Origin of the sequence: Pseudomonas sp. WS 5146 (assembly GCF_012985495.1) — a bacterium.
Taxonomy (GTDB): Bacteria; Pseudomonadota; Gammaproteobacteria; order Pseudomonadales; family Pseudomonadaceae; genus Aquipseudomonas; species Aquipseudomonas edaphica.
Map to the genome: position 1 here is coordinate 259,078 of NZ_JAAQWL010000001.1, position 26,428 is coordinate 285,505.

24 protein-coding genes are annotated in these 26,428 nt (G+C 60.5%); 5 read left to right on the plus strand and 19 right to left on the minus strand.

Annotated features, from left to right (window positions below; translation table 11 throughout):
* Positions 1 to 83 precede the first annotated feature (83 nt).
* From HBO41_RS01125 to HBO41_RS01205, 17 genes are all read right to left on the minus strand, one after another.
* Positions 84 to 1,463, minus strand: a complete 1,380-nt coding sequence (locus HBO41_RS01125; protein WP_099548873.1) for a sigma-54 dependent transcriptional regulator — start codon at positions 1,461 to 1,463, stop codon at positions 84 to 86.
* A gap of 7 nt (positions 1,464 to 1,470) precedes the next feature.
* Positions 1,471 to 2,682: a PAS domain-containing sensor histidine kinase gene (locus tag HBO41_RS01130; RefSeq protein ID WP_026013516.1), complete on the minus strand. Its 1,212-nt coding sequence runs from the start codon at positions 2,680 to 2,682 to the stop codon at positions 1,471 to 1,473.
* Positions 2,683 to 2,792: 110 nt separating this feature from the next.
* Positions 2,793 to 4,268, minus strand: coding sequence for a sigma-54 dependent transcriptional regulator (locus HBO41_RS01135; RefSeq protein ID WP_017134934.1), 1,476 nt, complete (start codon positions 4,266 to 4,268; stop codon positions 2,793 to 2,795).
* Positions 4,269 to 4,437: 169 nt separating this feature from the next.
* Positions 4,438 to 4,734 (minus strand): flagellar protein FliT, encoded by a 297-nt coding sequence (gene fliT, locus HBO41_RS01140; RefSeq protein WP_017134933.1) that lies wholly within the window; start codon positions 4,732 to 4,734, stop codon positions 4,438 to 4,440.
* Between the two features lie 23 nt (positions 4,735 to 4,757).
* A complete protein-coding gene (gene fliS, locus HBO41_RS01145; RefSeq protein ID WP_017134932.1) occupies positions 4,758 to 5,147 on the minus strand; it encodes a flagellar export chaperone FliS in 390 nt (129 codons plus the stop codon).
* A 138-nt stretch (positions 5,148 to 5,285) separates the two neighbouring features.
* Positions 5,286 to 6,686: a flagellar filament capping protein FliD gene (gene fliD, locus HBO41_RS01150; protein ID WP_017134931.1), complete on the minus strand. Its 1,401-nt coding sequence runs from the start codon at positions 6,684 to 6,686 to the stop codon at positions 5,286 to 5,288.
* Between the two features lie 79 nt (positions 6,687 to 6,765).
* Positions 6,766 to 7,125: a flagellar protein FlaG gene (locus tag HBO41_RS01155; protein WP_017134930.1), complete on the minus strand. Its 360-nt coding sequence runs from the start codon at positions 7,123 to 7,125 to the stop codon at positions 6,766 to 6,768.
* A gap of 75 nt (positions 7,126 to 7,200) precedes the next feature.
* On the minus strand, positions 7,201 to 8,646 hold the full coding sequence (locus HBO41_RS01160) for a flagellin (RefSeq protein WP_017134929.1): 1,446 nt from the start codon (positions 8,644 to 8,646) through the stop codon (positions 7,201 to 7,203).
* Between the two features lie 308 nt (positions 8,647 to 8,954).
* Entirely contained in the window at positions 8,955 to 9,884 is a 930-nt protein-coding gene (locus tag HBO41_RS01165; protein WP_017134928.1) for a ketoacyl-ACP synthase III, read from the minus strand.
* A 277-nt stretch (positions 9,885 to 10,161) separates the two neighbouring features.
* Positions 10,162 to 11,745 (minus strand): flagellar hook-associated protein 3, encoded by a 1,584-nt coding sequence (locus tag HBO41_RS01170; protein ID WP_017134927.1) that lies wholly within the window; start codon positions 11,743 to 11,745, stop codon positions 10,162 to 10,164.
* 14 nt (positions 11,746 to 11,759) lie between these two features.
* Positions 11,760 to 13,796 (minus strand): flagellar hook-associated protein FlgK, encoded by a 2,037-nt coding sequence (gene flgK / locus HBO41_RS01175; RefSeq protein ID WP_099548870.1) that lies wholly within the window; start codon positions 13,794 to 13,796, stop codon positions 11,760 to 11,762.
* Positions 13,797 to 13,806: 10 nt separating this feature from the next.
* Positions 13,807 to 15,078 (minus strand): flagellar assembly peptidoglycan hydrolase FlgJ, encoded by a 1,272-nt coding sequence (flgJ, locus tag HBO41_RS01180; RefSeq protein ID WP_032865398.1) that lies wholly within the window; start codon positions 15,076 to 15,078, stop codon positions 13,807 to 13,809.
* 4 nt (positions 15,079 to 15,082) lie between these two features.
* Positions 15,083 to 16,171 carry a flagellar basal body P-ring protein FlgI gene (locus HBO41_RS01185; RefSeq protein ID WP_225933067.1) on the minus strand — a complete coding sequence of 363 codons (1,089 nt, stop codon included), beginning with the start codon at positions 16,169 to 16,171 and terminating at the stop codon, positions 15,083 to 15,085.
* Positions 16,172 to 16,198: 27 nt separating this feature from the next.
* Positions 16,199 to 16,894, minus strand: a complete 696-nt coding sequence (flgH, locus tag HBO41_RS01190) for a flagellar basal body L-ring protein FlgH (protein WP_017134923.1) — start codon at positions 16,892 to 16,894, stop codon at positions 16,199 to 16,201.
* Between the two features lie 53 nt (positions 16,895 to 16,947).
* Positions 16,948 to 17,733 (minus strand): flagellar basal-body rod protein FlgG, encoded by a 786-nt coding sequence (gene flgG / locus HBO41_RS01195; RefSeq protein WP_056859743.1) that lies wholly within the window; start codon positions 17,731 to 17,733, stop codon positions 16,948 to 16,950.
* 67 nt (positions 17,734 to 17,800) lie between these two features.
* Positions 17,801 to 18,541, minus strand: a complete 741-nt coding sequence (locus HBO41_RS01200; RefSeq protein ID WP_017134921.1) for a flagellar basal body rod protein FlgF — start codon at positions 18,539 to 18,541, stop codon at positions 17,801 to 17,803.
* A gap of 306 nt (positions 18,542 to 18,847) precedes the next feature.
* Complete coding sequence (locus tag HBO41_RS01205; protein ID WP_017134920.1) at positions 18,848 to 20,413, minus strand: sigma-54-dependent phenylalanine hydroxylase transcriptional regulator PhhR; 1,566 nt, start codon at positions 20,411 to 20,413, stop codon at positions 18,848 to 18,850.
* 257 nt (positions 20,414 to 20,670) lie between these two features.
* Here HBO41_RS01205 and phhA point away from each other — a divergent pair, with 257 nt between their 5' ends.
* From phhA to HBO41_RS01220, 3 genes are all read left to right on the plus strand, one after another.
* The gene (gene phhA, locus HBO41_RS01210; RefSeq protein ID WP_017134919.1) at positions 20,671 to 21,477 is read left to right on the plus strand and encodes a phenylalanine 4-monooxygenase; all 807 of its coding nucleotides are present in this window, start codon (positions 20,671 to 20,673) and stop codon (positions 21,475 to 21,477) included.
* Positions 21,478 to 21,574: 97 nt separating this feature from the next.
* Entirely contained in the window at positions 21,575 to 21,931 is a 357-nt protein-coding gene (locus tag HBO41_RS01215; RefSeq protein ID WP_017134918.1) for a 4a-hydroxytetrahydrobiopterin dehydratase, read from the plus strand.
* The gene (locus HBO41_RS01220; RefSeq protein WP_169984828.1) at positions 21,931 to 23,124 is read left to right on the plus strand and encodes an amino acid aminotransferase; all 1,194 of its coding nucleotides are present in this window, start codon (positions 21,931 to 21,933) and stop codon (positions 23,122 to 23,124) included. Before HBO41_RS01215 ends, HBO41_RS01220 begins: the two co-directional genes overlap by 1 nt.
* A gap of 130 nt (positions 23,125 to 23,254) precedes the next feature.
* Here HBO41_RS01220 and HBO41_RS01225 read toward each other — a convergent pair whose 3' ends face one another.
* Positions 23,255 to 24,064: a UDP-2,3-diacylglucosamine diphosphatase gene (locus HBO41_RS01225; protein ID WP_017134916.1), complete on the minus strand. Its 810-nt coding sequence runs from the start codon at positions 24,062 to 24,064 to the stop codon at positions 23,255 to 23,257.
* Between the two features lie 137 nt (positions 24,065 to 24,201).
* Between HBO41_RS01225 and HBO41_RS01230 the strand changes: the two genes are divergently transcribed.
* On the plus strand, positions 24,202 to 24,951 hold the full coding sequence (locus HBO41_RS01230; RefSeq protein ID WP_169984830.1) for an AraC family transcriptional regulator: 750 nt from the start codon (positions 24,202 to 24,204) through the stop codon (positions 24,949 to 24,951).
* 276 nt (positions 24,952 to 25,227) lie between these two features.
* Positions 25,228 to 26,112: a DMT family transporter gene (locus HBO41_RS01235; protein WP_169984832.1), complete on the plus strand. Its 885-nt coding sequence runs from the start codon at positions 25,228 to 25,230 to the stop codon at positions 26,110 to 26,112.
* Positions 26,113 to 26,115: 3 nt separating this feature from the next.
* Here HBO41_RS01235 and HBO41_RS01240 read toward each other — a convergent pair whose 3' ends face one another.
* The gene (locus HBO41_RS01240; RefSeq protein ID WP_099548866.1) at positions 26,116 to 26,403 is read right to left on the minus strand and encodes a SelT/SelW/SelH family protein; all 288 of its coding nucleotides are present in this window, start codon (positions 26,401 to 26,403) and stop codon (positions 26,116 to 26,118) included.
* Positions 26,404 to 26,428 lie beyond the last annotated feature (25 nt).

Sequence of the window (26,428 nt, forward strand, 5' to 3'; positions counted from 1 at the left end):
TACTACGGGTGGTAGCAACAAGGGTGCCAGCTCCGTGGCAATTCGTAAGAAAAGGCGACAAACCCTGTCAGCCCAAGAATTTTTCAGGTGGCGAAAAGGTAGGCTTCCACGTCCATCCCGGCGTCGCGCATCTGCGCCAGCTTGTAGCGCAGGGTGCGCGGGCTGATGCCCAGGCGCTCAGCGGCCTCTTTGCGGCGGCCGCGCTCGGCACGCAAGGTGTCGATGATCATCTGGAATTCGCGGCGGCGCAGGTCGTCGCCCAGGGCACCGCCGGACTCGGTTTCGGCAGCCGCCACAGGTGCGGGCGCCAGGCTCGGCAACGGCGCGCTGCCATTGCCCATGGCCAGGCAGAAGTCTTGCGGCTGGATCAAGCCGCCCTGCTGCAAAATCAGCGCGCGCTGGATGGCGTTGTCCAATTCGCGCACGTTGCCGGGCCATGGGTAGCTGATCAGGCAAGCCTGGGCCTCAGCCGACAACCGCGCCTGGGCGTGCTTCATTTTTTTGACGTGGTTGTTCAGCAGGCGCTCGGCCAGCGGGATGATATCCGCCGGGCGCTCGCGCAACGGGCGCCAGGCCAGCGGGAATACGGATAGCCGGTAGAACAGGTCTTCACGAAAGCGCCCCGCCGCCACTTCGCCCGCGAGGTCGCGGTTGGTGGTGGCAACCACGCGGATATCCAGCTGGATCGGCTTGCGTGCGCCCACACGCTCAACCTCACGCTCCTGCAATACCCGCAGCAGCTTGGCTTGCAGGCCCAGGGGCATTTCCGAGATTTCGTCGAGCAGGATGGTGCCGCCGTCGGCCTGTTCGAACTTGCCGGCCTGGGCCGCGATGGCGCCGGTGAACGAGCCTTTTTCATGGCCGAACAAGGTGGCTTCAAGCATGTTGTCGGGGATGGCCGCACAGTTGATCGCGATAAAGGGTTGTTTGGCGCGGCTCGATTGCTGGTGGATATACCGCGCCAGCACTTCTTTACCGGTGCCGGACTCGCCGGAGATCAGCACGGTGGAATCGCTACGCGCCACACGCGCTGCCAGTTCCAGCAACTGTGCGCTGGCCGGCTCAAAGGCAATAGGGCCTTCGCCTTCAGCATTCGAAACAACGCCGAGTGCATGCCGGGCAACCAGCTCGATCAGGGCTTTGGGTTCAAAGGGTTTGACCAGGTAATCCGCCGCGCCCTGGCGCATGGCGTCCACCGCCCGCTCCACGGCGCCATGGGCGGTCATCAGCAACACCGGCAGTTGTGGCTGGCGCGCGCGCAGCAGGCCGAGCAACTGGTGGCCGTCCATGCCGGGCATGTTGACGTCACTGACCACCAGGCTGAAAGACTCCTGCTCGACCGCCTCCAAGGCTTCCTCGGCAGAACCGACCGCCCGGTAGTCATGGCCCGCCAACAGCAGCGTGTCAGCCAATGCTTCACGCAGGGCACGATCGTCTTCGACCAATAAAACCTTGATAGCCATAGTCCTTTTACTCCGCGCTTACCGTGCTGGAAAACAGCGGCAAGGTCATCAATGCACAGGTGCCACGCCCCAACCGGGAGTGCAGCTGCAATTCTCCCTGATGCGCGCGTGCCACGGCCTTGACCACGGTCAGGCCGAGGCCGGTGCCGTTGGTCTTGGTGGTAAAAAACGGTTCGCCCAGGCGTTGCAGCACACACGGCTCAATGCCGCTGCCGCTGTCGCTGATACACAGGCGCAGGGTTTGCTCGCGGGTGTACAGGTGCACCTTGAGCCGCGCCCCGGGCAGGCTTGCCTGGGTGGCGTTTTCGATCAGGTTGAGCAAAGCGCCGACCAGGGTGTCGCGGTTGCACAGCAACTCGCCCTGGTGGCTGTCGCACTGCCAACGCACCTGGGCGTCCTGGATATGGGTGGCCGCCGCCGCTTGCAGCGACTGCATCAACATAGCGGGCGTAACGCGGTCGGTCAGCGGCAATTCGCCGCGGGCAAACACCAGCATGTCGCGCACCTGGTGCTCCAACTCGTGCAGACGCTCTTTGAGGCGGCCAGCAAAACGTTGGTGGGTGGCGGCCGGCAATTGCTCATCAGTCAAATGACTGGCGTAGATCAGCGCCGCCGACAACGGCGTGCGGATCTGATGCGCCAAAGAAGCAACCATCCGCCCCAACGATGACAAGCGCTCATGACGCGCCAGTTGGTCTTGCAGGTGACGGGTTTCCGTCAGGTCGTTGAGCAGCACCAGTTGGCCGGGCTCGGCGTCCAGGGAGCGGGTGGCGATGGACAGACGCCGGCCGTCCTTGAGGGAGATTTCGTGGCCGTCGTCTTCACGCGGAGCGAAGCAGCGGGCGATGACTTCCCGCCACAACTCGCCTTCCAGCGGCAGGCCGAGCATGTCGACGGCAGCCGGGTTGGCTTCACGCACGCGGCCCTGGTCATCAATGACGATCACGCCACCGGGCAGCAGCGACAGCAGGTTTTGCAGACGGTTGGCCAGGCGCTCTTTCTCGGCCAGCTCTTGCATGCGCTGGGCACTGACCACCGCCAGCTCGCCTTTAAGCTCGGAAACCCGCGCCTCCAGCAAGCTGTAAGAGTCAGTCAGTTGGCTCGACATCTGGCTGAACTGCGAGAACGCCTGCTCAAGACCCTGCCGGGTAAGCGGCTCTGCAGACGGAACGAGGCCCGGGATAGCAGGGGCTGTAGAAAGTTGGGCGGCGTGGGGCATCATGCTCTCTCGCTTGGCTGACCGTCAGTTAAACGGAACGTTGCGAGGGCTATAGCAATACCCGTGCCGAAAAAAAACTACTGATATTTCAGTAGCTTAAAAAACAGGCGTCAATCATCCGCCTGTTCATCCCCTTCCCGGCGGCTCATACCGTACTTGCGCATCTTCTCAACCAAGGTGGTTCGACGGATACGCAAGCGCTCGGCGGCACGGGCGACAATGCCGTTGGCATCGTCCAGCGCCTGCTGGATCAGGCCTTGTTCGAGGCTACCGAGGTAGTCCTTCAAGTCCAGGCCTTCGGGCGGCAGCATGGCGGTGGAGCCGAAGTCCGGCGTGTGGCCGTTGATGGCCACGCGCTCTTCGAGGTCGGTGCGCAGGCTGTCGACCAGTTGCTCGTCTTCGTCGTCGACGTAGCGAAATTTCTTCGGCAACTCGACCACGCCGATCACACCGTAGGGGTGCATGATCGCCATGCGCTCCACCAGGTTGGCCAGCTCACGCACGTTGCCCGGCCAGCCGTGGCGGCACAGGGACATGATCGCGGCGGAGTTGAAGCGAATCGAACCGCGCTTTTCGTGCTCCATGCGCGAGATCAACTCGTTCATCAGCAACGGGATGTCTTCCACGCGTTCGCGCAGCGGGGCCATCTCGATGGGGAATACGTTGAGGCGGTAGTACAGGTCTTCGCGGAAGCTGCCGACCTCGATCATGCTTTCGAGGTTTTTGTGGGTGGCCGCGATGATGCGCACGTCGACGCTCTGGGTCTTGTTGCTGCCCACGCGCTCGAAGGTGCGTTCCTGCAACACGCGCAACAGCTTGACCTGCATCGGCAGCGGCATGTCGCCGATTTCGTCGAGGAACAAGGTGCCGCCGTTGGCCAGCTCAAAACGCCCGGCACGGCTGGTGATCGCCCCGGTAAAGGCGCCCTTCTCGTGGCCGAACAGTTCGCTTTCGAGCAGCTCTGCCGGGATCGCCCCGCAGTTGACCGGCACGAATGGCCCGTCGCGGCGCTTGGAGTGGTAGTGCAGGTTGCGGGCAACCACTTCCTTGCCGGTGCCGGATTCGCCAAGGATCAGCACGCTGGCGTCGGTGTCGGCGACTTGCTGCATCATCTGGCGCACATGCTGGATCGCACGGCTGGTGCCGACGAGGCTGCGGAACAGGTTGGGTTCACGGTGACGGCCGCGCTCGCGGGCCTGGTCATACATCTCGCGATAGACCTGGGCACGGTGCAGCGAATCGAGCAATTTGCTGTAGCTGGGCGGCATTTCCAGGGTTGAAAGCACGCGGCGACGCTGGTCTTCCGGCAGGTCCACGGAAGAAATATCGCCCATCAGCAACACCGGAAGGAACTCATCCCAGGTCGACAGTGTCTTTAACAGGCCCAAAATGGCGCCAGGAGCATTTACCGTCCCGATCAGCACACAGATAACTTCACGGCTCGACGACAAAGAGCTGACCGCCTGCTGCCAGTCATGGCTGCCGCAGGGTAAATTTTCTTCACCGAGAAAATTTAAAATCACCGCTAAATCGCGGCGGCGGACGCTATCGTCATCAATCAGCAGAATTTTGGTTTCACGCCACATGCAATAGCAACTTCCCTAGTAAAACTTCCTGCCCCAGAGTGAGGGCAATCGAGACGCCTGTAGGACTTCATACCTTACTGACGCCTGAAATCTGAAAACAGCACTAGTTAAGTCAAAAATACGAGCACAGTCAAATATATGACGCGCTGTTCGGATTAACTGAGCCAGTTCAGCCGAACAGATGGTAAACCTTTGACGCACTTTGCGCGCGGTTGATCTGCGACATCTCTTCGAAAATCGCCTGGCGCTCGCCGGTCGTCACCTCCAGCAACTGCTGATACACCGCCAGCAAACTCTCCAGCTTCTCCCGCAGCGCATCCTCGTCCACCGGCGCGTTATTGAGCGCCTCGTCGATGACCGCGCGGCACCCCATGTCCAGTTCGCCGATGGCGTCCCAGTTACGTTGCGCCAATGCGTCGACCAAGGCTTCGCGGGTCTCGTCAATCCGTTGCAGGGCGTGGCTCATGACATCATCCTCAGGCCAAAGGCCTACAGTGTTGCAATACCGTCCCAGCCTTCCTTGAGCGTAATCATCAGGCCGGCTACTTCATCGATCATGCTGACATCGCTCTTGCTGTTGGCTTCAAGCAAACGCGTGGTCATGTAGGCATACAGGTTATCGAGTTGCTGCAACGCGGCCGGATCATCGGTTTTTTCCGGGTTCAGGCCATCACGCAGGCCGATCAGGATGTCGATCGCCTTGCCCAGCAGCAAACCCTTCTGCGCGATATCACCACGAGCCATGGCGCCCTTGGCCTGAGCCATGCGGTCCAGCGCGCCTTCCATCAGCATCTGCACCAGACGGTGTGGGCTGGCTTCGGAGACCTGGGCATGGGAATTGACCTTCTGGTATTGGCGAAGGGCTCTCATGGGATTCATGTTTCTACCTCGTGACAGGCAACAGCTAAATTAGGATGGGCTCTGACTAATATGTCGACGGGATGACAAAAAACTTTAATCCGGCGATCTGCTCAAGGCCGTGCCCGGTGCAGGAGCACCGGGCGGCGCCAGCCGGAATCAACTGTCCGAATTCGACTTGTTCAGCGCGTTGAGCGTGGTCATGACACTGGAGCGCTGGCTGGTGAGCTGGGCGACCAGGTTGTTCATGGTGGTGTACTTGGCGGTCAGGCTGGTCTTGAGGGCAGCCATACGCGCGGTCAGGGTGTCCTGCTGGTTTTGCAGGTCCTTGAGGTTGTTCGACAGCGTGGTCGAACGGGTAGCCAGTACACCGGTGTTGCTCAGGGCAAAGCTGTCGGTCGCGGTTTTCATGCGGGCGAGCAGGCCTTTGTCACCGTTGAAGATACCGCCGATATCGGTGGGGTTGGTGGCGACGGCCGCGCTGAAGATTTTGTCGTCAATGCTCAGCTTGCCGGTGGTCTGATCGGTGTTTACACCAAACTGAGCCAGGGACTTCAACGTGCCCGAGCCACCCAACGCGTTCAGCTCGCTACGCAGCGCCTGCTGCAGGGAGCGCATGGTGGCATCGCCAGTCAGCGCAGAAGGCGTGGTCGAGCCATCGGCATTGGTGGTGACTTTGGTTTCGGTGCCGATCGCGGTCATCAAGGCGTTATAAGTGTCGACGAAGCCTTTAACCGAACTTTTGAGGGTGTCGTTGCTGCGGGTGACCGTGATGGTCGAGGCGATACGCTTGGACGGGTCGGTGACACCAGTTGGCAACGGCGACACAGCCGTCAGCTTGATGCTCACACCACTGATTGCTTCAGTCAGGGTATTGCTCTTGGACTCTTGTGAAGTACCGTCAATGGTGTACTTCGCGTTTTGCGGTGGGTCACCCACCACCGCGGCCCCAGCTTGCAGGCCAGAGTTACCGCCCAAGGTAATGTCGGTACCAGCGCCGGTATTGGTCGAGGTCACGACCAGACGTGAACCGGTGGAGTCAGTCAGGATGTTGGCACTCAGACCCGCGCTGCTGTACTGCGCGTTGATCGAGTCACGCACCTGCTGCAAGGTTGCGCCCGGTGGAACACTCACCCCGTAACTCTGACCAGACTGGGAAATTTCCAGGGTCGTAGCGGCAGTGCCGGCATTGACGACAGTCTTGGCCCCACCTGGGTAATTTTGGGTAGCGATCTTCGAGGCAGTCGCCAACTGGTTGACCACCAGCTGATAACTGCCGGCCGAAGCACCAGCGCCCAAAGTGACCGTGGACACGTTGGCATCCGAGGTGGTCGCCGTCAGGCCACCAATACTGGCGTCCTTGGCCATGTTGTCCATGGCGCCACGAAACGCATCCAATGCCGCTTGAATCTTGCCGATCGAGGACAGTTGGGCGGTCTGCGTCTGCGTCTGTTTGTTGATCTGCGACTGCTTGGGCGCTTGTTCAGCGTTCACCAAGGCCGTAACGATCGACTCGGTATTAATCCCCGTAACCGGGCCGCTTACCGTGATATCACCCATGACACTTCTCCTGATCGGGGCTGGCGCTTTATTGACGGACGACGCCTCAAGCAGCTACAGCAACAAAATTCATGCCAGCTCAGACTTTCGCGTCAAACAACACGTTGCTGGCGTCGTGAAGGCTTTGTGCGAGTTTCAATGCAGTTTCCGACGGGATCTGACGAATGACTTCGCCACTGTCGGTTGCAATCACCTTGACCACCACCTGATGGGTGGAGTCATCGATGGAAAATTCCAGGTTGCGCTGGGCAGCCTGAACGAAGTTGCGAATATCCGTAACGGCCTGTTCGAGGTCGGACGGTTTCGAGTCTTGCTGGGGTTGAACCGTGGCCAGCGCGGGGTCTACCTTGGTTTTCTGCAGGCCGTTGTTCACGGGGGCAGGCGCGCTCTGCGGCGCCACTGCCGGATAAGACAGGTTCAGCTTCACACTCATGTCCATGTCCAATCTCCTCATCACGCAAAAGACGAAAGGGCACGTAAACGCGCCCTTCCGTCATTCATCTGCCGATGGCTATTACTGAAGCAGCTTCAGTACAGCGGATGGCAGTTGGTTGGCCTGGGACAGGATCGCAGTGGAAGCCTGTTGCAGGGTTTGTTGCTTGGTCAGCTGAGCAGTTTCAGCAGCGTAGTCAACGTCCTGGATCTGACCGCGAGCGGCGCTGGAGTTGTCGGCAATGCTCTGCAGGTTGGCAACGGTGTTGTCGAAACGGTTCTGAACAGCACCCAGGCCGGCACGCTGGGAGTCGATGTCGGAGATCGCTTGAGTGATCACGTCGATCGAGTTCTGTGCGTTGGCAGCAGTGGTGATGTCAGTGTTGTTAACGGTGGTTTTGGTGGAGTTGGCAGCAGTACCAGCGGCTGCGAACAGACCGGTCACACCTGCACCGCTCAGCGAGTAGCTGCTGGAGGAGTTCAGGGAAACAGCACCAGTAGCGATGATCGCGGTGTTAGCCAGAGCAACGGCAGTACCGGCGGTACCAGTACCGTCCAGGGTAGCAACCTTGACACCTGCGATAGCACCGGCGTCACCAGCGTTGAAGGTCAGGTTCTCACCGGTGTCGGACTTGACCGACAAGGCTTGGGTGGTCGAATCGTAGTTGACGCTGATGCCCAGCTTGGCAGCGTTGGACTTCAGTTGGTCAGCCAGGTCGGAAGTGCTGGTCACACCAGTGAACTGCACTGCAGTACCGCTGCCCACTTGCAGGGTGAAGTTGGCGCTGGCCGGAGTAGCAGCAGCAATGGCAGTGGCGTCAACGGTGAACTGTGCAGTGGTGCTGGCAGTAGCAGCCAGGCCGCCTACAGCGCCGTTCATCTGAGCAGCGATCTGCTTGGCGGAAGCGCCGGCAGCGATGGTCAGGGCCTTGGACTGGCCACCACCGGTAACGGTGATTGCGCCGCCGGCAACGCCTGTTGCACTTGGAGCAACGCCTTGGCTTTTCAGCTGCTGCGAACCAATGTTGTTGGCTGCAACGTTACCGATGCTCATGTCGATGGTCTGGTTGGCGTTGGCGCCGACCTGGAACGACGTAGTACCGAAAGAACCGTCCAGCAGGTTCTTGCCACCGAAGGTGGTGGTGGTAGCGATACGGGTCAATTCAGCAGTCAGGGCTGCGTATTGAGCCTGGTTCGACTTACGGTCTTCAGCGCTTGGCGAGCCGTTAGCGGATTGCAGTGCCAGGGTACGCATGCTTTGCAGGATGTTGGTGGACTGCTGCATTGCGCCTTCAGCGGTCTGAGCAATCGAGCTGCCGTCGTTGGCGTTTTTGATTGCAACGCCCAGGCCGTTGATCTGGCTGGTCAGACGGTTGGAGATTTGCAGGCCGGCCGCATCGTCTTTGGCGCTGTTGATACGCAGGCCGGAGGACAGACGCTGCATGGAGGTTTGCAGGGCGCCGGAAGCCTTGTTCAGGTTGTTCTGAACGGTCAACGAAGCAAGGTTGGTGTTTACTGTTAAAGCCATGACGAAATCCTCGTGGGTGGTGTACTGCGGCTTCCGGCCCTGGCAACCGCCGGGTGTGGCCTAGAGAACCTTCGTAATAGTTATCGTCGTGAAAGCAGGTTGCTTGAGGACTTTTTTGATTTTTTTTACTAGCACGGGGCCACCCTTTGTAATTCAAGGGCTTAAAGCGGCTGAAAAGTCCTGAATTCATGGGCCGCTGACATCTTGGGGCTGCTGCGCAGCCCAACGCGGGGCAAGCCCGCTCGCCACAATAAAAAACGCCCAGGCTTTTTGAGCCTGGGCGTTTTTGTGCGCAGCCTATTAGAGCGTTACGGGCGATAGAGAATCGCCGAGCCCCACGACAGGCCCACGCCGAAACCGCTGATGGCAACGCGCTTCCAGTCGGCGTCCATCATGTGCTTTTCCAGCAGCAACGGAATGCTCGACGACACGGTGTTGCCGGTCTCGACCATGTCCTTGATGAACTTCTCTACCGGGGCCTCTTCGAAACGCCGGGCAACCGCGTCGACAATCGCCGCACTGCCCTGGTGGATGCAGAATGCGTCGATTTCGTCAGCTTTGAGGTCCGACTCATTGAGCAGCTCGTGCAAATGTGCCGGCACCTTGAGCAAGGCAAAGTTGAACACCTGGCGGCCGTTCATGAAAAACACGCCATCACTTACCTTCAAATGCGGCGCGCCGGAACCGTCGGTGCCGAACTTGGACTTGCCCAGCAACCACGGCGCGTCTTCACCCATCCAGGTGGCGGTGGCGGCATCGCCGAACAGCATGGTGGTGTTGCGATCTTCCGGGTCGACGATCTTCGAATACGGGTCGGCGGTGATCAACAGGCCATTTTTCAGGCCGGTGGCTTCCATGAAGCCCTTCATCGCATAGATGCCGTAGACGTAGCCCGAGCAGCCCAGGGAAATATCAAACGCAGCCACGTGGGTGGGCAGGCCCAGCTTGTCCTGGACGATGGCGGCGGTGTGGGGCAAACCCTCTTCGTCGCCGTTTTGCGTCACAACGATTAGCGCGTCGATGGATTCGCGCTTCAAATCCGGGTTGGCCGCAAACAAGGCGTTGACTGCCTCGACACACAGATCAGAGGTTTCCTGCGCAGCATCCTTGCGCGGCAGGAACGCCGAACCGATCTTGCCGATGATGAAATCTTCATCCTTGGCGAATTTGGCGCCCTGGGCGTAGTTATCAACCCCGTCTGCCGGCACGTAACTGGCGATGCTTTTTATGCCAATCATTGTGGCTTCCCAATACTAAATAGCTGGATAACACCCCTCGGGCTTGGCCGGGAGCGCTGACAATAAAGGGGATAACCCCATGAAAATATCGCTGAAAGCCGCCGCGTAAAGACTCGCAAGCGACTTATCCTTTTCACACGATACAGTGAAGATGCCCTTTATGACTCACAGGTCACTCAATTTTGTGCGCTTTATGCAAAACCCGGCAACATTCACGGCACCAGAAACGACAACGGCCCACCCTGTTGCCAGGGTGGGCCGTGTGTAGGACTGCCGATTACATGCGGCTGAACAGGCTCAACTGGGAGATTTTCACAAAGGCCAGTTGCGAGGCTTGCAGCATGGTTTGCTGCAAGGTCAGGTCAATGGCGGCCTGCCCCATATCGACGTTGGCCAATGAGGACATGGTCGATGTGTTGGCCAGGCCCAGGCTGGTGTTTTCCTGGCCTTGGATATCCAGGGCATTCTGGCGCGCACCGATGGAGCCGCGCACCTGGTTGATCTGTGCGTCGGCATTCGACAGGTTGCCGATGGTGGTGTTAAGCACATCCTTGAGCTTGTTCATAGCCACCGGGTCGCCATCGGCCGGGGTCTCCAGCGCCTTGCGCAGCTGGCCCAAGGTATCCAGGGCGTTCATGTTCTTGTTGCTGGTGGCACTGAGCGAAAACTGATCACCGGCCCCCGGCGTACCGCTTACATCGAAAGTTACCCCGGCGGCGGTGATCGATGTCGCGCCGGTGGCCATGGTACCTGTGGCAATCGATTTGCTGTCGGCCGTATAGGGCTGGGCATAAACCTCGTAGGCATTGCCGCTGGTGAACTTGATCACCGCCCCCGAGTTGGGAAAGGTACTGGCGTAGGCCGCCTGATCCGTGACGCGGCCACCGGTCAGCTGCGCCGTGGACGGATTGCTCGCCGTACGCGAACTGCTGAAGGTGTCCGGCTTGCTTTCCAGCGTAAACGCCTTGCCCGCCACCAACGCATCAGACGGCGCACCCGTGGCAACATCCGGCCCCAGGTTCAGGCTGATATCGAACTTCACGCCGCGCAGGTTAACGCTGGAAGCGCCTTCCTTGGTGGCATCAAAGGTGCCGTTACCGGTGATCTCCGAGGTAACGTCATTGCCGTCCTTGTCGGTCACGCTGTACTGGGTGCTGCTGGCGAAGGTCAGCTTATACGGCTGGCCGTCGGCAAAACTCTTGGTGTACGCGGTGCCGGACGTGACCAGGCCTGCCGAGATCGCGACTTTGCCGTCATTCACAGCCGGTGGCAAAATCGAGGTCTGCGTGCGACCGGTATTGGAGGAGCTCTCCAGCAGGGTCTTGCCGGTATCACCCATGGCGACCGTCAGGTTGCTCGAGACCTGCAGGCTCAGCGGTGTTTCGTCGCCCTGATAAGTGTAGGTACCATCGTTATTGCGACTGTAGGGCGGCGTATCGGTCTTGGCCCCAGAGAACATGTAGTTGCCACTGGAATCCTTGGAGTTGAGCAGGCCCAACACATGGTCCTCAAGCGCACCGACCTGGGCGGCAATCGCCTTGCGATCATCATTGCTGAGCTTAAGGTTACCGGCCTGCAACGCCAGACCGCTGGCGGTTTGCATAGCCAGGCTGATGCTGGCAAGCACGCTTTCTTCATTATTCAGCGAGTTCTGCAAAGTCGTAATGTTGCCGTTGTACTGCCCCAGCATGTCTTTCTGCTGCTGCAACATCAGCAATTGGGCAGCAGCCACCGGGTCATCGGACGCGGTTTGCACACGCACACCGGAACTCGCCTGGTCCTGGGCCTTCACCACACCCGAATAGTTGTCCTGATACTTGCTGGAGCTGGTGTCGAAATACTGCTGTGTAGAGATACGCATCGTTCCAGACTCCTTTAAAGGGCGTTGATCAGTGTGCTGAAGGTTTCCTGCGCAGCCTTGATGATCTGCGACGACGCGGTGTAGTACTGCTGGAACTTGATCATGTCGCCCGCTTCCTCATCCAGGTTGACCTGGGACACCGAGTTGCTGGCCGCCTTGTTCGCCGCCAGCAAGGCGCCGGTGGCGGTGCTGTCGGTGTTGGCCTGGGCGGCCTTGGAGCCAACCTGGGACACCAGCCGGCTGTTGGCACTGACCAGGCTGACACCCGCATTCCCGTCCACCGCACCCACCGTGGCCTTGGTCTGCAACCCCAGCAGTTCCTGGGCGTTACGGCCATCGGAGGTGGCGCCGCTGTTGAACGAAAAGGTGGTGCTGTCGCCGTTGGCCGGCGAACCGGACACGGTGGTGTCAAAGCTGAAGCTTTTGCCGGGGATCAACGCACCGCCGGCATCACGCATCGGCACGTTCACACTGATCTTGTTGCCCTGGCCCGGAATGATGGTGCCGGTGCCGATCGGGTTGCCCTGGGCATCACTGATCGCATAGGACTGGGTGCCGTCCGCCGCCGGCTTGCCGAACACCATTTTCACCGGCATCGAGTTTTCGATCCCGGTTCGCAATTGCGCAGTCGCGGCGCCGCCGTCGATATCGATCGGCACGGTCAAGGTCGGCTGGGTGAACGTACCGGTGCCGGTATTGGTCTTGCTGGCATTGCCGGCCAAGGGCGCGGCGAAGGCGAGTTTGTTCGGGTCTTTGAGGTCGACACTGATGCCGCTGGCGCCATTGGCCGTCGGGCTGACCTTGAAGCTGTCGCCGGCCGCCACCGGTCCCTTGCCGTTCAAGGCCAGGGTGAAGCCGTCAATCACCGGCGGTGGCGTGGTGGTGGTGTCGAACGAGCCCATGGCTTTGCCGTCGGAGCGCACCACGTTGTATTGATTGCCGCTGGTGAAGGTCACCTTGTAGTCGAAGGTCGACAGCTTGCTGCTGTCGGCAATCGTCACGTTCAGGTTGCCCGAGCCTGCACTGTTACCGGCGGCCGCCTGGCTACGCTGGGAAATCGCCGCAGCGCTGTTGATGTCGCCAAACAGCGAGGAGCCGAAATCGCTGTTCAGGTCCAGGCCCTGGCCCAACTGGCTGTTAACGCTGTCGGCCGTGGCAATGGCGATGCGCCCCAGGTCGTTGATGGCCGGCATCAGCGCATCGCTGCGATAACGCAACAGGCCGCCAATGCTGCCGCCACTGACCACATTGCCGATGTCCATCGGCGTGTCGCCCATGTTCAGCTGGATGGTGTACTGGCTATTGTCGTTCTTGCTCGGCACTGCCGAAATGGTATTGGCAACGCTGCCTTCTACCAGCGATTGGCCGGTGCCGGTGGTGATGCTGAACTGGCCGTTCTTTTCGGTGGCCGTCACGCCGATCAGCTCATTGAGCGAACGCACCGCCTCATTGCGCGCATCCAGCAGGTTGGCCGGCGCACTGGTCGAAGAACCCTGGGCCGTGGCAATTTGGCTGTTGAGCGAGGCAATCGACGAAGTCAGTTTGTTGACCTGGTCACTCATGGTCTGCAACTGACCGTTGATGCTTTCTTTCTGCTGGGTCAACTGCGTGGAAATCGCATTAAAGCGGTTGCTCAAGGTCTGGGCGTTGGTGATCAGCAACTGCCGCGCAGACACGTCGCTGGGCGTTGCCGCGGCGTTCTGCAGAGAGGCAAAAAACGCGCTGAGCACGGCCGACATACCCGTGGACTTGTCCGACAGGGTCTTGTCGATGGCGGCGGCCTGGCCCGCGTAGGCGTTGGCATCGCTGTTAAGAGCGGTGCTGCTCTGGTAGGCAGCGCCCAAGAAGTCGTTATAAATGCGGCGCACATCCGCAAGCGTTGTACCACTGCCGATAAACACGCCGCCATACTGGTTGCTGGCGTTGGCGTTCTGGGTGGTCTGCTGGCGCGAGTATCCCGGGGTATTGACGTTGGCAATGTTGTTACTCAAGACCGACAACGAGCCTTGAGCGGCATTGAGTCCTGACATCCCGATACTGAGCAAACTCATGATTCAGACCTTATAAATGTGTGGTTGCGCCAGCGGCAGCGAAATTCTGGTAACTGTTCATCGTTTTGGCGATCTGCGAAATCTTGCTGGCGTAGTCCGGGTCGGTTGCATATCCGGCTTTTTGCAACTCGCGTACAAACTGTTCCGGGTTGTCGGCTGATTTCACAACTTCTTTATAGCGATCATTGCTTTGCAGCAATGTCACGAGGTCGTGGAAGCTGTCCTGGTAGGAGTTGTAGGAGCGAAATTGCGCCGTTTCCTTGACCATCGACCCATCACGAAACTCGCTGGTGATTGCACGCGCCTGGCCGCCCTGCCAGCTCTGCCCGGCCTTGATGCCGAACAGGTTGTGGCTGCTGCTGCCGTCCTCGGCGCGCATCACCGATTTACCCCAGCCGGTTTCCAGCGCGGCCTGGGCCACCAGGTACTTGGGATCCACGCCGATGCGCGCGGCGGCCGCCTTGGCCATCGGCAGCATGGTGGCGACAAATTCATCCTGCGAGCTGAAGGCTTTTTTCGCCGGCGCCAGCGGTGGCTGGGCAATCGCTCGGCCATAAACCTGCATGCGCCCGCTCGGCACGGCAAAGTTGCGCGCGGTGCTGTTGACCACGTTATCGGTGGCGGCGCTGTTACGCAGTGGCGCACTCGCGGCCTGCGTGGCGGGCTGAGTGCTCGGCACGATGCCGGCCAGCAGGCGGTCGGTCAGCTTGCTCGGCAACGCCATGCGGCGCTGGTTCATCAGTTCCATGTCGTTGGTGTGCGCACTGGCGCCTTGCGGCTCTGCAACGCGGTAAGCCCACAACGGCCGCTGGCCATTGGAGCGCCCCAACGGGCCATTAGCCAGGGTGCCGGCGCCGATTTCAGTCGGCACATCAACCTTCTTGGCCTTGACCGGCTCGGCCGCCGCCGGGCCTTGCAAGGTCGAGGACTGCGCCTCGACCGGCTTGTTCTTCTGCATCTGGCGCATCAGCACGTCAGCCAAACCGATACCGCCGCCTTCGCGGGACATCGAGACCGCCAACTGCTGGTCGTACATTTCCTGGTACTGCTTGGCAGCCGGGGTGTTCAGCGGGTTGTCCTTGCCCAGCGCCTCGGTGGCCGAACGCATGGACTTGAGCATCTCGCTCAGGAACAGCGACTCGAACTCCTGCGCCACTTTGCGCATGTTGCCTTCGCTGTTCTTGTCGGCGCCGACCTTGAGCTGGTTCAGCCGGTTGAGGTCGGAGTAAGACCCCGAATCCGCCGTGCTGGTGAACCCGCTTTTGTGCATATCCATGGCCATGGCCTTAGATCACGATCAGGTCGGCTTGCAAGGCGCCGGCCTGTTTCAAAGCTTCGAGAATCGCCATCAAGTCGCCGGGCGCTGCGCCCACCTGGTTCACCGCGCGAACAATTTCATCCAGGGTGGTGCCGGGGCCGAATTTGAACATCGGCTTGGCTTCTTGCTGGGCATTGACCCGCGAGCGCGGTACCACTGCCGTCTGGCCATTGGACAGCGGCCCAGGCTGGCTGACGATAGGGTCTTCGGTGATGGTCACGGTCAGGCTGCCGTGGGTGACCGCTGCTGGCGACACCTTGACGTTCTGGCCGATCACGATGGTGCCGGTGCGCGAGTTGATGATGACTTTGGCAACTGCCTGGCCCGGGTCGACTTCAAGGTTTTCCAGGATCGACAGGTAGTCGACACGCTGGCTTGGGTCGAGCGGCGCCGTCACACGGATCGAGCCGCCGTCGATGGCTTGTGCTACGCCAGGGCCGAGCATGTCGTTGATCTTGTCGACCACACGCTTGGCGGTGGTGAAGTCCGAGCGGTTGAGGTTCAGGGTCAGGCTGTTGCCCTGGTTGAAACCGCTGGGCACGGTGCGCTCAACCGTGGCGCCACCGGGAATGCGACCGGCCGATGGCACGTTCACGGTGATTTTCGAGCCGTCACGGCCCTCGGCGTCAAAACCGCCGACCACCAGGTTGCCCTGGGCAATGGCGTAGACGTTGCCGTCGATACCTTTGAGCGGCGTCATCAGCAAGGTGCCGCCACGCAGGCTTTTCGAGTTACCGATGGAGGACACGGTGATATCCACCACCTGGCCCGGCTTGGAGAACGCCGGCAAGTCGGCACTGATCGACACGGCCGCGACGTTCTTGAGCTGCACGTTGCCCGACCCAGGCGGCACCTTGATGCCGAACTGCGAGAGCATATTGTTGAAGGTCTGCAGGGTAAACGGCGTCTGGGTGGTCTGGTCACCTGTCCCGTTGAGCCCCACTACCAGGCCGTAGCCGATCAATTGGTTGGAGCGCACGCCGGAAATACTGGCGATGTCTTTCAACCGCTCGGCGTGTGCCCCAGCGCTCAAGGCCAGCAATAACGCGGCAGCCATCAGCTGTTTGAGGTTCAAAATGGCCACCTAGAAAGGGAACAGCGGGCTAAGGAAGAAACGGTCGAACCAGCCCGGCTGACTCGCATCAGCAAACGAACCCGTACCCGAGTAGGTAATGCGTGCATCGGCAATGCGCGTGGACGGCACGGTGTTGTCGGTGGAAATATCATCGGCACGCACCATGCCCGCGATACGCACCAGCTCGTCGCCGGTGTTGAGGGTCATCCACTTTTCACCGCGTACGGCGATGATGCCGTTGGGCAATACATCCGCCACCGTTACGGTGATCGAACCGGTCAGGCTGTTGCCCTGCCCCGCCGCGCTCTTGCCATTGGTGGCACGGTCGCCGCTGTAACCGGCGTTGAGGCTCAGGTCGCCATCGCCCAAAGGGTTATTGGTGGTCAGGCCGCCACCAAACAGCGAGGTCAGGCCGATGCCGGTCTTGCTGGTCTTGCCGATCTGCGAGTTGGCATTCTTGCTGGCCTGGGTCTTCTCGTTCAACGTGATAGTGATGATGTCACCCACACGGAAGGCCTTGCGGTCGCTGTACAGGTTCTGTTCGAAACCGGCCTGGTAAATCGAGCCATTGTTGGCCGCCGCCGGCAACGGCGTGCGCGGCAACACCGGCGCGTAGTACGGGTCATTGGGTTTTGGCGTCGGGGCGACACAGCCCGCGAGCACGGCGATCCCACTCAATGCCAGAACAGAAACATAGCGATTCATGACCCTTACCTCACGGTGTTGCAGGCGCCGCAAAAGGCGCCCCATAGACTTGATTACAGATTCTGCGTTACGAACGAAAGCATCTGGTCGGCGGTGGAAATCACCTTGGAGTTCATCTCGTAGGCGCGTTGGGTGGTGATCATGTTGACCATCTCCTCAACCGTGCTGACGTTGGAGGTTTCCAGGGTTTGCTGCAGGGTGGTACCGAAGCCGTTGAGACCTGGCGTGCCGATTTGCGGCGCGCCGCTGGAGGCGGTTTCCAGGAACAGGTTGTTACCCATGGCCTGCAGGCCGGCCGGGTTGATGAAGTCGGCGGTTTGCAGGTTGCCGATCACTTGCGACGCCGGGTTGCCGGCCACGGTGATGGACACGGTGCCGTCGGTGCCGACGGTAAAGGTCTTGGCATCGGCTGGAACCACCACAGCCGGCTCCAGCGCGAAGCCGTTGGCGGTGACGATCTGGCCATTGGAGTCCAGGTGAAAAGTACCGTCACGGGTGTAGGAAGTAGTGCCATCCGGCTGCAGGATCTGGAAGAAACCCCGGCCGTTGATGGCCATGTCCAGCGGCTGGTTGGTTTGCTGCAGGTTACCGGCGCTGAAGTTCTTCTGGGTGCCGACGATCTGCACACCGGTACCCAGTTGCAGGCCCGACGGCAGTTCGCTGTCCTGGGTCGACTGGGCGCCTGGCTGGCGCTTGATCTGATAAAGCAAGTCCTGGAACTCGGCGCGATCACGTTTGAACCCCGTGGTCGACACGTTCGCCAAGTTGTTGGAGATGGTGGTCAGGTTGGTGTCCTGCGCGGCCAAACCTGTTTTGGCAACCCATAGAGCCGGAAGCATAGTGTTCTCCTTCGTGCGCCTGTTTGTTGGCGCTGTGCTGCAAAATTAGTCTTCAGTAAACCGGCAATCAGCTCATCGACAGAACGCGGGTCATGGCCTGGTCGTCTTCTTTAGCGCTGTTCATCATCTTGATGTGCAGTTCGAACTGCTTGGAGAGCGACAGCACGGCGGTCATTTCTTCCACCGCATTGACGTTGCTCGCCTGCAGGAAACCCGAGGTCAGCCGCACGTTCGCGTCGGCCTGGGCCGGTTTGCCATCCTTGGTATGGATGGCGCCATCCAGGCCCTTGGTCATGTTCTTGAGGTCGGGCTGGACCAGCTTGATGCGGTCCACTTCAGCCATCACGCGTGGGCCTTCGCCCATGGCGCGGATGCTGATGGTGCCGTCGGCGCCCACTTCGATTTTCTGCTCAGGCGGCACGGCAATCGGGCCACCGTTGCCCATCACCGGCATGCCGTTGCCGGCACGCAACACGCCCAACGCATCCACATTCATGCTGGCGCTGCGCACGTAGGCTTCGCCGCCATCCGGGGTTTGCACGGCCATCCAGCCGTCACCGCTGACCGCCACATCGAGGTCGCGACCGGTTTCAATCATGGCGCCCTGGGAGAAGTCGGTGCCCGGCCGTTCGGTCATGGCGAATGCCCGCGCCGGAAAGCTGTCACCGAACACCGGCATCGAACGCGCCTGCTCCAGGTCCCGTTGGAAACCGTTGGTGGAAATGTTCGCCAGATTGTTGGCATGGGCCTTTTGCGCCAGTGCATTCTGGCTGGCGCCGGTCATTGCCACATAAAGGTACTTGTCCACGCTCTATCCTCTTTCTGACGGACGCTTGCCGCCCACCGTTGCTCTGATGAGGCTTAAGCAATTTGCGAACCAACTTTTGAAAATAGATTGAAGTCCATGTACGGCGGGGGTTTGCGGGCAGGCTTAGAGATTAGGTGGCAGGGATAGAGTCGAAAAAACGGCGGACTACTGCCGCCTGCGGCAAGCACCGGTCTTAAGGACGACAAAGATCAACTGTGGGAGCTGGCTTGCCTGCGATAGCGGTGTATCAGCGACACATGAGCCAACTGACCCACCGTCATCGCAGGCAAGCCAGCTCCCACAGGTTTAACCGCGTTCATTCTTCAGAATTTCGTAATCACGCAACTTATTCGCGATCGTGGTGTGCGACACGCCTAGGCGCTTACCCAACTGCCGACTGCTCGGGTGCTCGGCGTACAAAGCCTCCAGCACCGCCTTTTCAAACCGCCCAACGATGTTCTCCAACCCGCCTTCCAGGGAAAAATCCCCAAGGGGCTGGCGCACCCCATAATCCGGCAGGCGAATATGCTCAGCCTTGACCATGCCGCCGTCGCACAACGACACCGCCTGAAACAACACGTTTTCCAACTGCCGCACATTGCCCGGCCAATGGTAGTGACTGAGCCGGTCCATCGCCGCCGGCGCCAGCTTGGGCAGCGGGCAACCAATCTGTCGGCTGGCCTGGTCCAGAAAGTGCTCAACCAGCGGCGCCAGGCCATCCAGGCATTCACGCAGCGGCGGGATATGCAGCGACAGCACGTTGAGCCGGTGATACAGGTCCTGACGGAATTCGCCACGGGCGCAGAGTTCCGACAGGTCCACCTGGGTGGCGCAGATCACCCGCACATCGAGGTACACCTCTTCATCACTGCCCACCCGGCGAAAGCAGCCGTCCTGCAAAAAGCGCAGCAATTTCACCTGCAAGCGTGCGCTCATTTCCCCCACGCCATCGAGAAACAACGTACCGCCCGCCGTCAGCTCCAGCAGGCCCAACTTGCCCTCGGCCCGCGCCCCTTCAAATGCGCCGGGGCCGTAGCCGAACAGCTCGGTCTCGGCCATCGACTCCGGCAGGCCCGCGCAATTGAGCGCCATCAAGGGCGATTGCCCGCGCGGACTGGCCAAGTGGCAAGCGCGTGCCAGCAACTCTTTGCCGGTGCCGGTTTCGCCTTCTATTAATAGCGGCGCATCCAGCGGCGCCATGCGCCGGGCTTCGCGCACCACCGCGGCCATGACCCTGGAGCTTTGGAAAATACTGTCGAAGCCGCGCAGCTCTTGCTTGCGCACATTGTAGATACGCTCGCCCACACGGTCGGCACGGTGCAGGGTCAGCACGGCACCGGCCATGGCCTCGCTGTCGTCGTGTTCGGAAGACTGCAGCGGCGCGATGTCCGCCAAAAACACGTCACCCTTGACCTTGACCCGCAAGCCGTTGATGCGCGATTTGCTCGCACGCACCAACTCCGGCAGGTCGAAATCCTCGGCATAACGCGACAGCGGAATGCCCGGCACCTCGTCCACCCGCACCCCGAGCAACTGCGCCGCCGCGCGGTTGGCGGCGACGATGGAGCCGCCCATATCAATCGACAACACCGGAAACTCCAGGGCGCCGAGCAGCGCATTGAGCTCCATATGCCGACGTTCGCTGGGCATCAGCCCTACCCTTTTAACGCCAAATACCCCGGCAATTGCTTCGAATTGCGGGCGCAGCGCCTGGAACTGCATGTTCACAAGGTTGGGGCAAAACAGGTAAATGGCGTTGCCATGTTCACCGCCTACCTCGCCTTTGGCGACGTTGACGCCGTATTCCACCAGCAGGTTGAGAATGTCCCGCAGGATGCCGATACGGTTCTGGCAGTGCACTTTAATACGCATGAAAAAGCCCAAATGGTGGGAAAGCGCCGGGTCTTTTTGCCGCTGGGCGCAGATAGTCGTCAAGATTATGTGACAGCTTGTGACCTTTTCCCAGCCCAAGACAACGAGAGGCCGGCATACCGTAACGAAAACTTTACGAATGACGGTAATTTTTCCTACGCGCAAGCACCGGAGCCCGATGGAATCCGTCGCCTTCCGGGTTATCAATAGGCTCATCGCAGGACATAACAAGAACGAATGCCTAGCAGGAGAGCCGTATGAAGCAGACGCACTACGTGGCCCGCGAGCCCGATGCGCAAGGTTTTATCCACTACCCGCCGGAAGAACACGCGGTGTGGAACACCCTGATCACGCGCCAATTGAAAGTGATCGAAGGACGCGCCTGCCAGGAATACCTGGACGGCATCGACAAGCTCGGCCTGCCCCTGGACCGCATCCCGCAACTGGGTGAGATCAACAAGGTGTTGGCCGAAACCACCGGCTGGCAAGTTGCCCGCGTCCCCGCACTGATCCCCTTCCAGACCTTCTTTGAATTGCTCGCCAGCAAGCAATTTCCGGTGGCGACCTTTATTCGCACCCGCGAAGAACTGGACTACCTGCAAGAGCCGGATATTTTCCACGAGATCTTTGGCCACTGCCCGCTGCTGACCAACCCATGGTTTGCCGAGTTCACCCACACTTACGGCAAGCTCGGCCTCGCGGCCACCAAAGAGCAACGCGTGTACCTGGCGCGCCTGTACTGGATGACCATCGAATTCGGTTTGGTGGACACGCCGCAAGGTCGACGCATCTACGGTGGCGGCATCTTGTCGTCGCCTAAAGAAAGCGTGTATTGCCTGTCGGATGAACCCGAACACCAGGCCTTCGACCCGCTGGAAGCAATGCGTACGCCGTATCGCATCGACATCCTGCAACCGCTGTACTTCGTACTGCCCGAGCTTAAGCGCCTGTTTGAAGTGGCGCAGGAAGACATCATGGGCATGGTCGAGCGCGGTATGCAGTTGGGTCTGCATGCGCCGCTCTTCACCCCAAAGGCAGTGCCGCCCAAACCCGAAGCTGCTTGAACCTTACATTTTGAGGCCAGGTGAATCTGTTCCCTGGCCTCGCGTTGCTTTAGGGTAACGCCCACTGATCTCAATCTTTCGAATTCAGGACACCCCCATGACCACCTTGAACCAAGCCCACTGCGAAGCCTGCCGCGCCGATGCCCCACAAGTCAGCGACGAAGAGCTGCCGGTACTGATAAAGCAGATTCCCGACTGGAACATCGAAGTACGCGACGGCGTGATGCAGCTGGAAAAGGTTTTCCTGTTCAAGAACTTCAAATTCGCCCTGGCCTTTACCAACGCCATGGGTGAAATCTCCGAAGCCGAAGGCCATCACCCGGGCCTGCTCACCGAGTGGGGCAAAGTCACCGTGACCTGGTGGAGCCACTCGATCAAAGGCCTGCACCGCAACGACTTCATCATGGCCGCGCGCACCGACGAAGTGGCCAAGGACGCCGAGGGCCGCAAGTAATGCATTTTGATGCCATTGGCCGCGTGCCCGGGGACCCGATCCTCGGGCTGATGGACCTGTATGCTCAGGACGCCAACCCGAACAAGTTCGACCTGGGCGTGGGTGTGTATAAGGACGACCAGGGCCTGACGCCGATTCCGCACTCGGTAAAACTGGCCGAACAGCGCCTGGTGGACACGCAAACCACCAAGACCTATATCGGCGGCCATGGCAATGCGGCCTTCGGTTCGCTGATCAGTGAGCTGGTGCTGGGCGCCGATTCAGCGCTGATTCGCGAACGTCGCGCCGGTGCTACGCAAACCCCTGGCGGCACCGGCGCGCTACGCCTGGGTGCCGACTTTATCGCGCAAAACTTGCCCGGCCGCGGCGTGTGGCTGAGCAACCCGACCTGGCCGATCCACGAAACCATCTTCGCCAAGGCCGGGCTCAAGGTCAGCCATTACCCGTATGTGGGCGCGGATAACCGCCTGGACGTGGCCGCGATGCTCGCAACGCTGGCCACCGTGCCCACAGGCGACGTGGTGTTGTTGCATGCCTGCTGCCATAACCCGACCGGTTTTGACTTGTCCCAGGACGACTGGCGCCAGGTGTTGCACATCGTGCGCGAACGGCAATTGCTGCCATTGATCGACTTCGCCTACCAGGGCTTTGGCGACGGCCTGGAGCAGGACGCCTGGGCGGTACGGTTGTTTGCCGCCGAGCTGCCGGAAGTGCTGGTCACCAGTTCCTGCTCGAAGAACTTCGGCCTGTACAGCGACCGTGTCGGCGCGCTGATCGTGTGCGCGGCAGACGCCGAGAAGCTCACGGACGTGCGCAGCCAACTGGCGAATATCGCGCGCAACCTGTGGTCGACGCCGCCGGATCATGGCGCCGCAGTGGTAGCGACCATCCTGGGCGACGCCGAGCTGAAAAAGCGCTGGAGCGATGAAGTCGAGGCCATGCGTTCACGCATTGCCCAACTGCGCTCCGGGCTGGTGGAGGCGCTGGCGCCCCACGGGCTGGCCGAGAAGTTTGCGCATATAGGTGCGCAGCGCGGGATGTTTTCCTATACCGGTTTGAGTGCTGAGCAGGTCAAGCAACTGCGCGAGAAGCACAGCGTGTATATGGTCAGTTCGGGGCGGGCGAATGTGGCGGGTATTGACGCGACACGCCTGGCATTACTGGCCGAGGCCATCGCCGACGTCTCGAAATAACTGAAGAAATCCAATCAAATTGTGGGAGCTGGCTTGCCTGCGATTACGGTGTGTCAGTCACTGAATAAGTTGACTGAACAACCGCCATCGCAGGCAAGCCAGCTCCCACATTTTTGACCGTGCGAACCTTCTAGCCCGCAACCATCTCAGCCTTGAGCAGCGCCTCTTTAGCCTGCGCATCCGCCAACCGATACAACTCGATACTGCCATCCCAGTGCTCGATCAACGCGGTGCACGACTCCACCCAATCCCCGCAATTGAGGTAGTCCACCTCGCCCACCTTGCGAATCTCGGCATGGTGAATATGCCCGCACACCACGCCATGCAGCTCGCGTTTGGTCACTTCGTGGGCGATCGCTTCTTCGAAATCGCTGATAAAACTCACCGCCGTCTTGACCTTGTGTTTCAGGTACGCCGACAGCGACCAGTAACCATAGCCATACCGCGCACGCCAGTGATTGAGCCAGCGGTTGAGCGTGAGGGTGAACTCATAGGCCGAATCGCCCAGGAACGCCAGCCAACGGTGGTATCGGGTGATCACATCAAATTGATCACCATGAATCACCAGGAGATGGCGGCCATCGGCAGTGACGTGCACGGCCTCGTCCACCAGCTGGATATTGCCCAGGATCAGCTTGGAGTAGCGGCGCAGGAATTCGTCGTGGTTGCCGGTGACGTAGATCACCTCGGTGCCGCGCTTGGCCATGGTCAGCAGGCGGCGGATCACATTAGTATGAGCCTGAGGCCAGTACATGCCGCCGCGCATTTTCCAGCCGTCGATGATATCGCCGACCAGATAGACCTTGTCGGCGTGGTAGCCCTTGAGGAACTGTGACAGGTGCTCGGCCTGGCAATCCCGGGTGCCCAAGTGCACGTCGGAGATCCACAGGGTACGAACCCGTTGTTTGCGGCTGGGTTTGGCGAACTCGGCACTGGTCATGGGCATCCCTCGACGGTGTTTTCGCGAGCTTGCGCCCAGGCGGTTAATAGCCCATGACAACTGTGCGTCATTCTGATGACAGCGATCAAAGCCCTTGAAGCGTTGTAGACTGCGGGCCTGCTGCCCAGGAGACCGCGATGAGACCGACCCTCACGCTGCGCCACTACATTGAAGAGCCGCTCGCCCACAGCCATGACCACGCCCAACTGGTGTTCGGGTTGTCGGGGCACCTGGACCTGGAAGTCGATGGCCTTGGCAGCCAGGTGCACGCCAGCAGCGTGATGGTGCTGCCCTTCTCGGCCCACCATGCCTGCGGCAGTCGCGACGGCAGCCGCTGCCTGGTGCTGGATGTGCCCGACGAGCATTGGGTGGCGCAGTCCTTGGGCGAGCACGCCGACACCAGTCGCCGCCTGCTCGATCAACCGGCGCGACTGACACTGGACGCCCGGCAAAGCCAGTTGGTGCAATGGCTGGCACACAGCCCGGTGGATGACCCGCTGATCGCCCAGCAAGGCGCGGTGTTGCTGCTGGCCAGTCTCAATCATCCGCTGGCCCAACCGCTACCGGGCAAGCGTTTGCCGTATGCCGCGTTCAATGCGCACATCGAACGCCATGCTGCGCACCCGTTGCAGGTGGCCGATCTGGCGCGTATTGCCGATCTCTCGGTAGCGCGCCTGCATGCGCGCTTTATGGCCGAGTGCGGGCAAACCCCCATGGACTACCTGCGCGGCCGTCGTCTGCACATGGCGCTGAAGCTCCTGCGCGAGACGCCACTGCCCGTTGGCGAAATTGCCGAGCGCGTCGGCTACGCCTCGCAAAGTGCCTTCTCTGCCGCCATGTTGCGTGAGTTTGGCGCCTCACCGGGCACCTTACGCCGCTCATCGTAATCATCAACGCTGACCGCCCAGGCGGCTGATCCCAACCGCGAATACCGTCACGGTGGCGAGCGGGCTTGTTCTGCGTTGGACTGCGCAGCCGGGCCATTTTTGGGGTCGCTTCGCAACCCAACGCAGGGCAAGCCTGCTCGCCACAGGTTATTCGTTGCCTAATGGGATGATTATGATGAGAGGCTGGCGCTAAGATTCGCGAGGTCCGCGACAGACACCGGCGCCCTCGAACCTCTAGACTGCGATTCTGTCACCCCCGTTGTTTCAAGGATCGCAATGACTCCCCGCTCAGCCCTTGGCGCCCTGCATATCGGCGCACTGATGTTTGGCCTCACTGGTGTTTTCGGCAAGCTGGCAGCCGCCTCGCCGGCCATCATTGTGTTTGGCCGCGCCGCCTTTGCCGTAATCGCCCTGGCGATCTTTGCGCGATTTGCCAGCAACACCACCTGGAAAACCCTGGAGATGCGCGACTGGCGTCGCCTCGTGGTCAGTGGCGTGCTGCTGGCGGCGCATTGGGTGACCTTCTTCATTGCCGTCAAAGTCGCCGGGGTGGCCGTCGCCACCCTTGGCTTCACCGCGTTCCCGGCCTTTACCGTGATGCTTGAAGGGCTGATCTTCCGTGAGCGCATTCGCGCCAACGAAGTGTTGCTGGTTGCGCTGGTCACGGTGGGCCTGGTGTTGGTCACGCCAGACTTCGACCTCGCCAGCCAAGCCACGGGCGGCCTGCTGTGGGGGATTCTCTCGGGCCTGTTGTTCTCGCTGCTGTCGCTGAACAACCGCGCCAGCTCCGGGCGCATTCCGGCGGTGCAGGCTGCGCTGTGCCAGAACGTGGTGGTCGCGGCGTGCCTGCTGCCAGTCGCAGCACCGGGCCTGGCGGATGTACGTGCGATTGACTGGCTGTGGATCGGTCTGCTCGGGGTGTTCTGCACCGGCCTGGCCCATAGCTTGTTTGTCGCCAGCCTCGCGGTGATCAAGGCGCGCACCGCGTCCGTGGTGTTCGCCATGGAGCCGGTCTATGGCATCACCGCGGCCTGGCTGCTGTTTGCCGAAACCCCGACCTTGCGCATGCTGCTGGGCGGCGTGCTGATCATTGTCGCCATCGTGCTCTCAGGCTTGATGGGCAGTGCCAGCCAGGCCAAACAGCTGGCAGCCACCGCGTAGCCTTCAGGCTTGGCGGTCGTTGTGCCCCAGGTCGCGCTGCGGGTCGATCTGGTCGCGCACGCGCTGCTTGAGTACCTTGGCCTCTGGAAAGCCGCCGTCGGCCTTGCGCTCCCAAATCTGCACACCGTCGCAGGTGATGCGAAACGCCCCGCCGGTGGCTGGCTCAAGCGCCACACGGCCCAAGTCATCGGCAAATGTACTCAACAATTCCTGGGCCAGCCACGCCGCGCGCAACAGCCATTGGCATTGGGTGCAATAGGTGATGACGATCTCGGGTTTGCTGGCAGACATAATTAGAGAAGTTCCTGACATATCG

Excerpts from the sequence above, each read along its gene's own strand:
- HBO41_RS01125 (WP_099548873.1), bottom strand. The coding sequence starts at position 1,463 with ATGGCTATCAAGGTTTTATTGGTCGAAGACGATCGTGCCCTGCGTGAA.
- HBO41_RS01130 (WP_026013516.1), bottom strand. The coding sequence starts at position 2,682 with ATGCCCCACGCCGCCCAACTTTCTACAGCCCCTGCTATCCCGGGCCTC.
- HBO41_RS01135 (WP_017134934.1), bottom strand. The coding sequence starts at position 4,268 with ATGTGGCGTGAAACCAAAATTCTGCTGATTGATGACGATAGCGTCCGC.
- fliT (WP_017134933.1), bottom strand. The coding sequence starts at position 4,734 with ATGAGCCACGCCCTGCAACGGATTGACGAGACCCGCGAAGCCTTGGTC.
- fliS (WP_017134932.1), bottom strand. The coding sequence starts at position 5,147 with ATGAATCCCATGAGAGCCCTTCGCCAATACCAGAAGGTCAATTCCCAT.
- fliD (WP_017134931.1), bottom strand. The coding sequence starts at position 6,686 with ATGGGTGATATCACGGTAAGCGGCCCGGTTACGGGGATTAATACCGAG.
- HBO41_RS01155 (WP_017134930.1), bottom strand. The coding sequence starts at position 7,125 with ATGGACATGAGTGTGAAGCTGAACCTGTCTTATCCGGCAGTGGCGCCG.
- HBO41_RS01160 (WP_017134929.1), bottom strand. The coding sequence starts at position 8,646 with ATGGCTTTAACAGTAAACACCAACCTTGCTTCGTTGACCGTTCAGAAC.
- HBO41_RS01165 (WP_017134928.1), bottom strand. The coding sequence starts at position 9,884 with ATGATTGGCATAAAAAGCATCGCCAGTTACGTGCCGGCAGACGGGGTT.
- HBO41_RS01170 (WP_017134927.1), bottom strand. The coding sequence starts at position 11,745 with ATGCGTATCTCTACACAGCAGTATTTCGACACCAGCTCCAGCAAGTAT.
- flgK (WP_099548870.1), bottom strand. The coding sequence starts at position 13,796 with ATGAGTTTGCTCAGTATCGGGATGTCAGGACTCAATGCCGCTCAAGGC.
- flgJ (WP_032865398.1), bottom strand. The coding sequence starts at position 15,078 with ATGGCCATGGATATGCACAAAAGCGGGTTCACCAGCACGGCGGATTCG.
- HBO41_RS01185 (WP_225933067.1), bottom strand. The coding sequence starts at position 16,171 with ATGGCTGCCGCGTTATTGCTGGCCTTGAGCGCTGGGGCACACGCCGAG.
- flgH (WP_017134923.1), bottom strand. The coding sequence starts at position 16,894 with ATGAATCGCTATGTTTCTGTTCTGGCATTGAGTGGGATCGCCGTGCTC.
- flgG (WP_056859743.1), bottom strand. The coding sequence starts at position 17,733 with ATGCTTCCGGCTCTATGGGTTGCCAAAACAGGTTTGGCCGCGCAGGAC.
- HBO41_RS01205 (WP_017134920.1), bottom strand. The coding sequence starts at position 20,413 with ATGCGTATTAAAGTGCACTGCCAGAACCGTATCGGCATCCTGCGGGAC.
- phhA (WP_017134919.1), top strand. The coding sequence starts at position 20,671 with ATGAAGCAGACGCACTACGTGGCCCGCGAGCCCGATGCGCAAGGTTTT.
- HBO41_RS01215 (WP_017134918.1), top strand. The coding sequence starts at position 21,575 with ATGACCACCTTGAACCAAGCCCACTGCGAAGCCTGCCGCGCCGATGCC.
- HBO41_RS01220 (WP_169984828.1), top strand. The coding sequence starts at position 21,931 with ATGCATTTTGATGCCATTGGCCGCGTGCCCGGGGACCCGATCCTCGGG.
- HBO41_RS01225 (WP_017134916.1), bottom strand. The coding sequence starts at position 24,064 with ATGACCAGTGCCGAGTTCGCCAAACCCAGCCGCAAACAACGGGTTCGT.
- HBO41_RS01230 (WP_169984830.1), top strand. The coding sequence starts at position 24,202 with ATGAGACCGACCCTCACGCTGCGCCACTACATTGAAGAGCCGCTCGCC.
- HBO41_RS01235 (WP_169984832.1), top strand. The coding sequence starts at position 25,228 with ATGACTCCCCGCTCAGCCCTTGGCGCCCTGCATATCGGCGCACTGATG.
- HBO41_RS01240 (WP_099548866.1), bottom strand. The coding sequence starts at position 26,403 with ATGTCTGCCAGCAAACCCGAGATCGTCATCACCTATTGCACCCAATGC.